This is a genomic window from Marininema mesophilum (assembly GCF_900106775.1).
In the GTDB taxonomy this organism is placed as follows: domain Bacteria; phylum Bacillota; class Bacilli; order Thermoactinomycetales; family DSM-45169; genus Marininema; species Marininema mesophilum.
Genome location: NZ_FNNQ01000016.1, coordinates 56,562 through 68,609 on the forward strand (window position 1 = coordinate 56,562; position 12,048 = coordinate 68,609).

The following is a 12,048-nucleotide window of genomic DNA, read 5'->3' on the forward strand; positions in this document are numbered from 1 at the left end:
CGGTGGATATCATGACCACATAGGTTGTCTACCAAGAAAAAGTTCTTTCTAAATAACGGACAGAAAAAACGTAGGTGCTACGAATTATAGAGTAGGGAGAGGTGTCGGCATTGCATCCGGGGGACGGTGATCGAGACCAACATAGAGAAATGATAGAAAAACGTGTGCTGTTAGCTCAATCCGATCCATCATCGGGGGAGCGGGAAAGTTTATTAAGTGAGTACAGTTTATACGTCACTAAAATTGCTTCCCGCATCTGTCACAGACAGATTACGGTCCAGGATGATGAGTATTCGATCGCATTATCAGGTTTTGATGAGGCGATTACACGTTTTGAAGAGGGGCGACAATCTACCTTCCTTTCTTTTTCTTACATGGTCATACAGCGGCGCTTAACGGATTTTTACAGGCGGGAGAAAAAGCATACTCAGCAGTTAGCCATAGCACATAGTGGAACAACAGAGAGCGAATCGATCAGTCCAGAAGTAGTAAAACATTCTGTTGACCAATATAGAGAAGATGAGAGACGGAATATGACTCGCTTGGAAGTTGTTCAGTTTTCGCAGTTTCTCGAACGCTATGAAATAAAGCTAACTGACTTGGTTAAGTCTTCTCCCAAGCATAATGATACCCGCCGTGACATGTTAAGTGTGGCAAAGAGAATTGTTGCAGATGCAGAGCTTTATGAGGTATTTATGAACAAAAAGAAGACAGGGAAAGATTTTGCGGAACGAGTGGGTTGTCATCCACGGACATTAAAAAGACATCGCATGTTTTTAACCGCGCTAGTCCTTGTTTTCGTCGAGGATTTGCCCCTATTGCGGCAATATCTCGATATTCCATCGCATGTGAAGGGAGGTGGTTGATGTGCAGAGGGGAATAGTCATGGAAATCGGGTCAAAGGATTGTGTGGTGATGACGCCAGATGGACAATTTCTTACGGTACCACGCCAAGATAAGAACTTGGATCTGGGGGATGAGATTCACTTTCAATTGAAGAGCAAGCGAAGCTTAGCCGCAAGATTTGGCAGACCAGCTTGGATCACTAGTGGGTTAACGGCAGTAGCAGTGATGATATTTACTCTCCTGATGCCTCAATGGGCAACGGATGAAGCCCACGCTTCAAGTTATGTCTATATTGATTTGAATCCGAGCTTGGAACTTGCTTTGGATAAAGATCGCGAGGTTGTTAAGCTCCGGGCCCTCAATTCTTCAGCAAAGCATCTGGTGAAAGGGATGGAATGGAAAGGGGCCGAGGTGAAGGATGTCGTGGTTAATGTCCTCAGTCGAGCAAAGAAGGCCCGGTATCTCGATAAAAAGGAACGAGTACTCATTTCCCAAGTCGAGAAGGAAAAACAACCAACATCCAAGAAATTACTGGCGATGATCGAGCAGGAAGTAAAGGATACTCCAGAACTGAGTGATACACGCCTTGACTTATACACACTTCCTCTTCCTGATAAGTTGAAGAGAGAAGCAGAGACGAAAGGGATCTCTCCAGCGAAATATGCTGTGGGACTTGTAGCACGACGCAATGGAGAAAAGCTCTCGATCGAAGAATTATCTACCATGTCGATCTCAGACTTGATGAAGAAGGTAGACCTTTCCCCGGTCTTGCGCAATCCACCATCCGACCAAGACTGGACCACCTGGATAGAAGAAGATCAGAAGCAGAATTATGGTGACTCCAGCGGTTCAACCAATCGTGGAGTGCAAGATAAAAATACGGGTAGCACAGGAACCACAAAGGAGAACCCACCCAATAAAAAAGATAGGGATAATCAGGATAGGTCTTCACAGACCCCTTCTCTCCCGCTAAAGGAACCTGTGAGTATTCCAGAACCACCACCACCAGAACCCAAACCACCAGCTGTAACCGAACCACCACCATCATCCCCGGATGGTGATGGTGGGACAGAGGAGAAGCCCCCCGCAGATACTGGCGATTCAGCCAGTAGCGGTGGGGACGATTCCTCCCAATCACCTTCACCAAATACCGAAAGTAATGGTTCTACTCCATAAAAATAAAAAGACCACCTCCTCCGTGATTGGTATGCCGACTCTCCCGTTGTCTAACCAACTTACGAAAGATGGGGGATGTATAGATGAAAGGGATTGGTATTGTACGTAAAGTTGATCACCTAGGACGCGTGGTTTTACCGAAGGAATTGAGAGATACGATGAATATTCATCCGCATGATGGGGTGGAGATTTTCGTTCATAATGATTCGATTGTCCTGCAAAAATATAACCCGAGTTGTATTTTTTGCGAGTCTGCTGATCAACTTTTCTACTTTAAGTCGAAAATCGTGTGTGAATCTTGTCTTCAGGAAACCAATGTTCACGTTTCTTAACGAGACAGCCCGCAAGGGCTCTTTTTTTTGTTTTTGTTCAGGCATCGACGAAAGCAGGGTAGCTGACAAACAAGCGCTTGTTTTGATAAAATAGTAACCGTAGTCTTAAACAGACAGATAACTAAGGCGCCAATATCTTGTAAGCGGTTACTTTTATTATGGGAGAGGGGGAATTTTTGTGGAGTATCAATATATACAGGTTAGCCGTGATGGGGAGGTCGGACGAATTCTTTTATATCGTCCGAAAGTACTGAATGCCTTGAATACAGGCTTGATTTCTGAATTGGTTCAGACTTTAGAAGATATGGATCAGGATCCAACCATTCGATGCATCTTGCTTACAGGTGGAAATCGGGTTTTTGCAGCAGGAGCGGATATTGGTGAGATGGCGACAGCTACCTCTGCTGAGCTGATGCTATCAAACCAGTTTGCTGATTGGGATCGTCTTCGTCGCATTAAAAAACCGATTGTGGCAGCGGTTGTAGGGTATGCCTTTGGTGGAGGATGCGAACTAGCAATGGCTTGCGATATGATCGTGGCAGCAGAGAACGCGCGTTTCGGCCAACCAGAGATCGATCTGGGGATTATTCCTGGTGCAGGTGGGACACAACGACTCACACGCGCCGTAGGAAAAGCCAGAGCGATGGAGATGGTATTGACCGGTCGTGCGATAACCGCTCAAGAAGCTTTTTCTGTTGGGTTGGTTAACAGCGTGGTACCAGCGGAGAATGTGGAACTTGAGGCAATGAAATTGTGTCAACTAGTGGCTAGGAAGGCTCCTGTTGCTGTTCAGTTGGCTAAGGAATCTGTCTTAAATTCCTTTGATACGACGATTGCAGAGGGGCTCGATTACGAACAAAAACTATTCTACCTTCTCTTTTCAACAGAGGATCAAAAAGAAGGGATGCAAGCCTTTGTAGAGAAGCGTCGGCCCAATTTTCAAGGGAAGTAAAAAAAGGAGGAATTTTAATGGAAAATACCCAGGTAGAACAAACCGTCACATTATTAAAGGAAGATGGTGTTGGGATCATTACGCTCAACCGTCCTCATTTGTTCAATGCTTTCAACACGCAACTAAATATCGACCTGTTGGCAGCATTGAAGGATGTCGGGAAGGATCCTGAGGTTCGTGCAGTGATTATCACTGGTGCTGGTAAAGCCTTTTGTTCTGGGCAAGATCTCAGTGATCGTTCCGCGGTTCAGGGAGAGGTTCCTTCTCTAGGAGATAGTGTGCGTAAGCGATATAACCCATTAATCCTAGCGATGACTGAGATGGAAAAGCCAATTATTGCTGCAGTGAACGGGGCAGCAGCAGGAGCAGGATGTAGTCTTGCCCTTGCATGTGATATGCGCTTTATCTCGGATCGAGGGAAGTTCGTAGAGGCCTTTGTTCGGATAGGTCTTGCTCCAGATAGTGGGTCTAGCTGGTTCCTGTCGCGATTAGTTGGTGTAGGTCGCGCGATGGAATTGGCGATGACAGGCCGGAATGTTGGGGCTGAGGAAGCTGTGCAGATTGGTTTAGCAAATAAGCTTGTTCCTCATGATCGTCTATTAGAAGAAACGCTTGCCTTTGCGAAGCAACTTGCCCAAGGACCGACCCGTGCGATTGGTTTAACCAAGCGTGCGCTTTATAAAGCCTTGGATACCGATGTAGCAGGTGCCTTGGAGTATGAGGCACAGGTGCAAGAAATTGCAGGGAAAACGAAGGATTTCCACGAAGGAATCACTTCCTTTTTGGAGAAGCGTCCACCGCGCTATCGTGGTGAATAATCGGATCAAATAACTTCCGGTCGTGATTTTTAATGAACATTATCGCTTTACTTGGGTAGGTGCTTCGCAACTTCTCAGGATAGGGATGGTGGCCGATGAAGGTCTTAAACGATGGACAGCTCCGGGAGAGTGCGAAGGTTATAAAAGCTGAAAAGCAATCCAGTAGGGGCGTGATGATGGAAGATGTGTTCCGTCTCATGGAAGATTCTGGTCATGAGCAAGTAATCTTTTGCCGGCACAAAACCAGTGGGTTGAAATCGATTATTGCCATCCACGATACAACGATGGGTCCTGCTCTGGGGGGGTGTCGGATGGTTCCCTACGAGACAACCCAGGAAGCCCTTGATGATGTACTACGTTTGTCTAAGGGAATGACCTATAAATGTGGATTAGCGGATGTTGATTTTGGTGGAGGGAAGGCAGTCATCATCGGGGAACCAGAAACGGATAAAAGCCCAGAGATGTTCCGCGTGTTGGGTCGTTTCGTTGGAGGATTAAATGGACGGTTTTTTACAGGGACAGATATGGGTACAATGCCTGAGGATTTTGTCCATGCCGCTAGAGAATCCGAGTCCTTCGTTGGGTTACCAGTCAGTCATGGGGGTAGTGGGGATACGGCAATCCCTACCGCCTTTGGCGTGATGCAAGGCTTTCGCGCCACCGCGTTGCATTTGTGGGGGAGCGATAGTTTAAAGGGAAGAATCATTGCGATTCAGGGTACTGGCAAAGTAGGTGGCCGATTGGTTTCACAATTGGTTGAGCAGGGTGCACAGGTATTGGTTGCTGACATCCATGCGGAACGGGCAAAGGCGCTGCAAGAGCAATACACAGGTTACGTGCAAGCGGTGGATGTAGCGACGATTCATCAACAATCCTGTGATATTTTTGCACCCTGTGCAGTGGGAGGCGTGGTCAATGAGCGCACTCTTCCTGAGCTGGATTGTCGCGCGATTGTGGGTTCAGCGAATAATCAACTTGCGGAAGATTGGCATGGAGATGTACTCCACCAACATGGAATTCTCTATGCACCAGACTATCTAGTGAATGCCGGTGGTCTAATCCAGGTAGCTGATGAGCTAAAGGGGTATCGGCATGAACGGGTGATGGAGAAGACCCAAGAAATCTACGATATGCTACTCAAAATCTATCAATTATCTAGCGAAAAAGACCTGCCCACTTGTCGAGCTGCTGACCAACTTGTGCTGGAGCGTTTACATCAAGTGGCAGACTTGAAACGAATTTTACTAAGTGGGGTTACAGGTTGGAGCTGAGGAGGGATGATGAGTGGTTCAATCGATAGCACAAATGGATCCTCCCTATCTAAAACCAGATGGTACGTTGTCGCTAGAGGGGAATGACTTGTGGGAGGATCTATCTGAGGAGAAAAAACTCGCCTTTTATCAATGGATGGTCATGGTGCGCCACTTTGATCGCCGCTCGGTGATCCTTCAGCGGCAGGGGCGTATTGGTACGTATGCCCCTTTGGAGGGGCAGGAGGCTGCTCAGGTGGGAAGCGCTCTCGCATTGTCCGCTGAGGATTGGATCTTTCCTAGTTATCGCGAACACGGGGTAGCAATGCTTGCGGGACTTCCTCTTACCCATATCCTGCTCTATTGGATGGGGCGTGTAGAAGGGAACCGGACTCCTAAGGGTGTCCGGATTTTACCGCCCTATGTTCCCATTGCCACCCAAATACCCCAGGCTATGGGAGCGGCTTGGGCTGCAAAATTAAAAAAGGAATCCTCTGTCGCGGTCGCCTATTTTGGAGATGGAGCGACATCAGAGGGAGATTTTCATGAAGCACTTAATTTTTCTGGCGTCTTTACACTTCCTGCCATCTTTTTTTGTCAGAATAATGGATATGCAATCAGTGTCCCCTTTTCGCGGCAGTCTGCTGTTCCAACCGTAGCTGAACGAGCGGCAGCTTATGGAATGAAGGGTGTTAAGATCGATGGGAACGATGTTCTGGCTTCTTATCAGGCGACTCGAGAAGCTGTCAAGCGAGCTCGTGCTGGTGAAGGGGCTACTTTAATCGAGGCGGTCACCTATCGCAAAGGATCTCATACAACCGCGGATGATGCGAGTCGTTATCGTGAGAAAGCGGAGGTGGATGAATGGGTAGAAGGGAAGGATCCCCTTGCCCGCTATGAACAGCTTTTATATTCGGAAGGGCTCCTCGATGATGAGAAAAAAATGTCCTGGGAAGGCCAGTGTCGTGAACAAATCGATCAAGCCGTAAAAGAAGCAGAAGCGATGCCTGCGCCACCTCCTACCCATCTCTTTGACCATGTTTATGATGAACTGCCTACATCTCTTCGTCGTCAGCGCACGGAATGGGAAGGAGCCGGTGAGAATGGCTGAGCTTACCTTAGTGCAAGGAATAAACGATGGCTTACGAACGGCCTTAGAAATAGATCCTACTGTGGTGGTTTTGGGAGAGGATGTAGGAAAAAATGGAGGTGTTTTCCGAGCGACTGAAGGATTATGGGAGCAATTTGGCGATGAGCGAGTGATCGATACCCCGTTGGCTGAGGCGGGAATTATAGGGGCTGCCATTGGCATGGCGGTCAATGGATTAAATCCAGTTGCAGAGATTCAATTTATGGGCTTTATCTATCCAGCCTTTGAGCAAATTGTTACCCATGTGGCACGCTTGCGCACGCGAACCCAGGGAGAGTACCCAGCTTCTCTAGTCATCCGTGTTCCCTATGGAGGGGGAATTCGTGCTCCAGAGCTTCACTCTGACTCAACAGAAGCACTTTTTGTGCACACACCTGGACTAAAAGTCGTGGCACCTTCTACCCCTTATGATGCAAAGGGACTTCTTCTGGCCGCGATTCAAGATCCAGATCCCGTAATCTATCTTGAGCCGATGAAAATATATCGCTCGATTCGTCAGGAAGTACCACGGGATTGGTTTCAGGTACCGATTGGAAAAGCCCGCATTGTCCAGGAAGGGGATGATGTGACGGTACTCACCTGGGGAGCGATGGTACCTGTCGCCGAAAAAGCCGTCGCTACTTGGGCAGATAAAGGAATTACCTGTGATCTTATCGATTTGCGTAGCTTATATCCCTTCGATGAGGAGACGATTATTCAATCAGTGAAAAAAACAGGACGGGCTGTAATCGTTCATGAGGCTCCTCGTACAGGAGGACTCGGAGCGGAAATCGTTGCGCTTATCAATGAGCAGGCTTTTCTTTGGTTAGAAGCCCCAGTGGAGCGAGTGACAGGTTACGATGTACCTGTACCGATGTTTGCTTTGGAGGATCATTTTCGCCCAGGACTTGAACGAATTGGAAAGGCACTGGATCGTGTGATGACCTTTTAGGGAGGGCGGCCGCAGATGAGTTTCGAATTTTATCTGCCAGATGTCGGAGAAGGTGTAGCAGAAGCAGAGGTCCTTCGTTGGTTGGTGAAGGAGGGGGAAGAGGTAGAGGAGGATCAAGCGGTTGTTGAGGTGCAGACGGATAAAGCCGTGGTCGAACTCCCCTCCCCTTCTGCAGGATGTGTGGAGGCGATTCATTGGCAAGAGGGGGAGACGGTACCTGTAGGTGAAATTCTACTGGTGATTGGAAAGAGTGAAGGAAAGGCCAAAGCACAGGTGGAGAATCAAGATGAAGAGATGGGATTTAGCACTCAATCCGGTGAAGGGCGCTTTGTCGCTACAGCCGTTGCCGCATTGCCATCGGTGACGGATAGTGAGGTTGCTACTAAGACACGAAAAAGAGTACTTGCGGCGCCATCTACACGCCGCCTAGCGCGAGAGCTTTGTGTGGATATCAGATTAGTGACAGGGACTGGGCCTCAGGAAAGGGTCATGAAGGAGGATGTCCAGCAATTTGCGGATGCCTCAACGACTTCTCAAAAGGATTTGGACATTTCCTTTCTCTCGAATCGACCAGAGATTCCCGTAAAAGAGAGACAAGCGGTCGTTGAGGAAGATGAATTTCAAGATGAACCCTTATCTCGAACCCGTCAGATCATTGCTGAGCGACTTCGAATGTCCGTCACCCAAAAACCCCATGCTACCCATTTTGATGAACTTCATGCAGAAGGCTTAGTTACTTGGAGAAGGCGGCTGAAAGAGGAGGGAACTAAGGTTGGTTTCCTTCCAATCATCATAAAGGCCGTCGCTCAAAGTCTCCATCATCATCCTATATTTAACACGCATTTTATAGAAGAAAGCCATACAGTGCGTCGATATCGCGGTGTCCATTTAGGGATTGCTACAGATACGCCACGTGGATTGATCGTCCCCGTGCTTCGGCATGTAGAGGGAAAAAGTATCCTTCGAATTGCTGAGGCGCTAGCAGATTTGACCCGGCGTGCAAGGGAAGGAAAGATCGTGGCTAGTGAGCTAAAGGGGAGCACTTTTACCGTTAGCAATGCAGGTTCCCTTGGAGGCAAGTGGGCAACGCCCATCATTAATCCTCCTGAGGTAGGTATCCTAGCTGTTCACCCTGTAGAAGAGCGTCCTGTGATAGTGGAAGGTGAACTTTCAAAGGGTTGGCGGATGAATGTCTCGCTATCCTTTGATCACTCAGTTGTCGACGGAGCCGATGCGATACGTTTTACACAGACGCTGGGGGGATACTTAGTAGACCCTGGGAAATTGTTGTTGGAATTGGCGTAAGTGAGCATAGAGAGAAGCCCCGATACCCGCAAGGGATAGCTGGGCTTTTTTTATTGTCTACGATGGTTTTCGATTGTGGTGGAAAATAATGTCCCTGAAGAGCCATACATTCTCTTGCTTTCCAATGGGGAGTAAACAGCACAGAGGAATGGGCTTTTTGATCATTGGTATTATCGGATATGGATTGCTGGTACTATCTAATCAGCGTAAGGAATTGAAGAAAGATAAATAGGTTGATTAGAAAAGGAGGATTTATTTGTAAAGATGTACTATTTTATACTTTACCATAGTGGCTAAGGGCAGTAGTATATAGTAAAAAGATTGCAAAATAAAAAAATCTGTTAATAGACTGTGCGGGAGTTCATTGCATATGATAGAATTATGAATGAACATTCAATCACCAGGTGGGAATATGAGAAAAAAAAGCGCAATCTATACCGCACGACATCAACACGGAGAGGTTTATGCCCTCCATTGTCGGCTTACCTGCTGGGGACAAAATTTTCATATCTGGGTCTATGAGCTGGATGGACTTCTCATTGAAACAGGCCCGATTCGGGCACGTTGTGCAGTGGAGGAGTTTGTGAAGGACCGCCGTCCGGGTTCGGTAACATTGACCCATCACCACGAGGACCACAGTGGCAATGCGGGATGGTTGACGCGAGAGCAGGGGTTACCGCTCTATATGGGAGCAAAAACCGCTGAGATCTTAGCTGATCCCTATAAAATTCCAAAATATCGGAATTTAGTATGGGGCCAGATGGATAAGGTGCGAGGATGGGTGGCGGATTCGATTGAGACTGAACACTTTTTCCTGCGCTCTCTTGCTACTCCAGGTCATGCAGATGACCATATTGCATGGGTGGTGGAAGAAAAGGGATGGGCCTTTACCGGTGATCTTTATCTGGCTCCTCATCTTCAATATGGATTAAAGAGTGAGTCGATCCATACGATGATTCAGTCCATTCAGTCTTTATTGGCATTACCTGTGGATACGATATTTTGTTCTCATGCGGGAATTGTTGTGGAGGGGCGTCAAGGATTAGAAAAGAAACTCGTTTTTTTAGAATGGCTGCGAGATGAGACGCTGCGATTAAGCCATCAGGGTATGAATCCTTTGCAAATCGCCTCTCGATTATTGGACCGCCGCTTAGGGGCTGTACTCTTCTCTTGTGGAGAGCTTTCCCCTGTTCACTTGATTCGTTCGATTATTCGCGATGATAAAAGATAATAGTGAAAAAAATGGGTCCCCTTTTTGATATGATCCCCTTTGAGTAGACAGTGTGTAAGAAGTACACTACAGTTTACTTGGAGGGATTTTTCATGGGAGGAAGCTAAATAACCTTAGTCCGGTTGAGTACCGAACTAAGGTTGCTAATGTCATTGCTTTTATATGTCTACTTGACAGGGGTAAGATCAAGCGGGTGGAGTGCTCACAGCAGCTTGATTTAAGGCAATAGATGGAGCCGTATCATTTAAATTCTTTTTAAAAATGGCGACCTCAAGTATCGAACCTATAGTTGTGTTATTAGCAGGGTCAATATATCCAAATACCTCGGCACCCGTATTAGAGCCAGTTACACGACCAATCAATGTATAGGTAGAAGGTTTATTTATATTCAAAGTTACGGTAGCGCCATCCCGCTTACCTTCTGACCGTGGAGAACTGGTCCAGTTCTGATAGGTACCAACGGTTCCTTCTACATATGGGGGGCCATATGTAGATGCGCCATTTCCTAGTAATATCGTGTTCATATTGAAGTCGGGAGAAAAACTACTCGGTATATTATACGTACTAAATATGAAAAGATTTTCAGGTAGATTTAATTTATTTTCACTATTCCTATAATCATTGACGAAATCGCCATACAAGTTCAATGCATCAATGGCTCTATTAATAAATAGGGGATCGGCAGTTCCTTCTGCTATACAATTAGGGGAATCTGTAGAAAAATTAAGTGGATAGTACTTATTCCAAATTACACTTTCTTTAGCGGGGATTGTAGCGGTATCAAGTATCACTACCTGAAAACCCATATTTAAAGGTGCACACTGCCTAGGCAACATTTGAGTAACCGGTTCTTTTAGGACGTTAACACTTTGCCCTGCTAAAGTTATGCTCGGCTTATTGAGCGTGACGGGAGGACCGGGAGGAGGACCTATCATAGTTTCTTGCTGCTCGGATCGTTGAAGATTCACCTGGATGGTAGGGGACAGTACATTCACATAGTGTTCAAAGGCAGAGTTCATGGCTCCGTTTTTTCCCCTGGTTATAACAAAGGAAAGATCTGCGATTGCTTTTAATCGAACATCGATATTATTATTGGGAACCGTAGGAACTGTTTCTTGCCACGCAGCTATTTCCATAAACGCTTGTTTTCCGGCTTCGTCGTCTGCAATCAGCGGGTCAAAATTGAGAGTTTTGTTTCCTCCTTTGGTGGAAAATTGATATACGCTATTTTGTAGATACATTTTATACTCTTCAGTTATATCAGTGCCAATATTACCGCCGCCTAGACCTTCAACATTGATCCCAAAGCTGGTTTTAATTTTAGTCCGATCAAGTTTATTCACCGTCGAGACCGCGTTATAGTATCGAATAACTCCGCCATAAAGTAATTCGGATACAAAATAGCCGCCATACTTTTGAAAAAAAGTAAACCATGCGCTTTCATTGCTGGGATTATTCTCTTCAAAGGTAGCTGGAAGATTTTCGACATCGCTTTTAAAAGCATCACTTAAAAACGGATCCGACGTAGAAGAAGTGGAGAGACAGATGGTTCCTGTCACCAAATGACTGAGGTAAAAGCAATAAAAATATTCCTGGGTCATTTCATGGGTTTCCTCGTAATTAAGATTAAAGTCCCCAGAGAATGCCTTTGGTGCGAGGAACCCTTGAGAAGGGATCCCTGCTCCTGCAGAAATCCGCTGTTGTGTTTCGGTCCGTGTAGTGGCCTCAGCCAAATTGGTATACGTGGACCGCTTTTCGGCACAGGAATTCGGTATAGCATATTCGGGAATCAGAAAGGTGGTGCTGACATCCGGTGCCTGCCGACGAAATTCATATTCTTTCGTAGCGGCTTTTGCGGGATCAAAAATGGGATTTAGTGCAGAAGTAATATTGAGTGCTCCTTGTAGATTAAACCCAAACCCCAAAAACGTTGTACTACCTTGGACAACCTCAGTAGTTTGTAATAACGCGCACATGTTCTTCCCTCCTACTCGGGTGATTGTAAAAAAGCTTCATGAGAAGAATTGCTGGACTACGGCAACAAGTGTTCCGGAAAG

General features: G+C 46.5%; 11 protein-coding genes. 10 read left to right on the top strand and 1 reads right to left on the bottom strand.

Features of this window, described 5'->3' with window-relative positions; all coding sequences use genetic code 11:
• The first annotated feature begins 110 nt into the window (after positions 1–110).
• The 10 genes from BLV90_RS13880 to BLV90_RS13925 all read left to right on the top strand — a co-directional run bounded on the left by BLV90_RS13880 (position 111) and on the right by BLV90_RS13925 (position 9,991).
• On the top strand, positions 111–866 hold the full coding sequence (locus tag BLV90_RS13880; RefSeq protein ID WP_091742311.1) for a sigma factor: 756 nt from the start codon (positions 111–113) through the stop codon (positions 864–866).
• Between the two features lies 1 nt (position 867).
• Complete coding sequence (locus BLV90_RS13885) at positions 868–2,022, top strand: anti-sigma factor domain-containing protein (protein WP_091742314.1); 1,155 nt, start codon at positions 868–870, stop codon at positions 2,020–2,022.
• An 83-nt stretch (positions 2,023–2,105) separates the two neighbouring features.
• Positions 2,106–2,354, top strand: coding sequence for an AbrB/MazE/SpoVT family DNA-binding domain-containing protein (locus BLV90_RS13890; protein WP_091742317.1), 249 nt, complete (start codon positions 2,106–2,108; stop codon positions 2,352–2,354).
• A 178-nt stretch (positions 2,355–2,532) separates the two neighbouring features.
• Complete coding sequence (locus BLV90_RS13895) at positions 2,533–3,306, top strand: enoyl-CoA hydratase-related protein (protein WP_091742320.1); 774 nt, start codon at positions 2,533–2,535, stop codon at positions 3,304–3,306.
• A 17-nt stretch (positions 3,307–3,323) separates the two neighbouring features.
• Positions 3,324–4,124, top strand: coding sequence for an enoyl-CoA hydratase-related protein (locus tag BLV90_RS13900; RefSeq protein WP_091742323.1), 801 nt, complete (start codon positions 3,324–3,326; stop codon positions 4,122–4,124).
• Between the two features lie 95 nt (positions 4,125–4,219).
• Positions 4,220–5,395 carry a Leu/Phe/Val dehydrogenase gene (locus tag BLV90_RS13905; protein ID WP_218142308.1) on the top strand — a complete coding sequence of 392 codons (1,176 nt, stop codon included), beginning with the start codon at positions 4,220–4,222 and terminating at the stop codon, positions 5,393–5,395.
• A gap of 13 nt (positions 5,396–5,408) precedes the next feature.
• Entirely contained in the window at positions 5,409–6,485 is a 1,077-nt protein-coding gene (gene pdhA / locus BLV90_RS13910) for a pyruvate dehydrogenase (acetyl-transferring) E1 component subunit alpha (RefSeq protein WP_245726366.1), read from the top strand.
• Entirely contained in the window at positions 6,478–7,455 is a 978-nt protein-coding gene (locus BLV90_RS13915; RefSeq protein ID WP_091742326.1) for an alpha-ketoacid dehydrogenase subunit beta, read from the top strand. The genes pdhA and BLV90_RS13915 overlap by 8 nt, the downstream gene beginning before the upstream one ends.
• A 15-nt stretch (positions 7,456–7,470) precedes the next feature.
• The gene (locus BLV90_RS13920; protein ID WP_091742329.1) at positions 7,471–8,760 is read left to right on the top strand and encodes a dihydrolipoamide acetyltransferase family protein; all 1,290 of its coding nucleotides are present in this window, start codon (positions 7,471–7,473) and stop codon (positions 8,758–8,760) included.
• 412 nt (positions 8,761–9,172) lie between these two features.
• Entirely contained in the window at positions 9,173–9,991 is an 819-nt protein-coding gene (locus BLV90_RS13925) for an MBL fold metallo-hydrolase (RefSeq protein WP_177168082.1), read from the top strand.
• A 185-nt stretch (positions 9,992–10,176) separates the two neighbouring features.
• On the opposite strand, the gene BLV90_RS13930 is transcribed toward BLV90_RS13925, so the two are convergent.
• Positions 10,177–11,967, bottom strand: a complete 1,791-nt coding sequence (locus tag BLV90_RS13930) for an MAC/perforin domain-containing protein (RefSeq protein WP_091742335.1) — start codon at positions 11,965–11,967, stop codon at positions 10,177–10,179.
• Between the last annotated feature and the right edge of the window lie 81 nt (positions 11,968–12,048).

Bases quoted from the DNA above. Each gene is read 5' to 3' on its own strand.
- BLV90_RS13925 (WP_177168082.1), top strand. From the start codon at position 9,173: ATGAGAAAAAAAAGCGCAATCTATACCGCACGACATCAACACGGAGAG.
- BLV90_RS13915 (WP_091742326.1), top strand. From the start codon at position 6,478: ATGGCTGAGCTTACCTTAGTGCAAGGAATAAACGATGGCTTACGAACG.
- BLV90_RS13930 (WP_091742335.1), bottom strand. From the start codon at position 11,967: ATGTGCGCGTTATTACAAACTACTGAGGTTGTCCAAGGTAGTACAACG.
- BLV90_RS13900 (WP_091742323.1), top strand. From the start codon at position 3,324: ATGGAAAATACCCAGGTAGAACAAACCGTCACATTATTAAAGGAAGAT.
- BLV90_RS13905 (WP_218142308.1), top strand. From the start codon at position 4,220: ATGAAGGTCTTAAACGATGGACAGCTCCGGGAGAGTGCGAAGGTTATA.
- BLV90_RS13890 (WP_091742317.1), top strand. From the start codon at position 2,106: ATGAAAGGGATTGGTATTGTACGTAAAGTTGATCACCTAGGACGCGTG.
- BLV90_RS13920 (WP_091742329.1), top strand. From the start codon at position 7,471: ATGAGTTTCGAATTTTATCTGCCAGATGTCGGAGAAGGTGTAGCAGAA.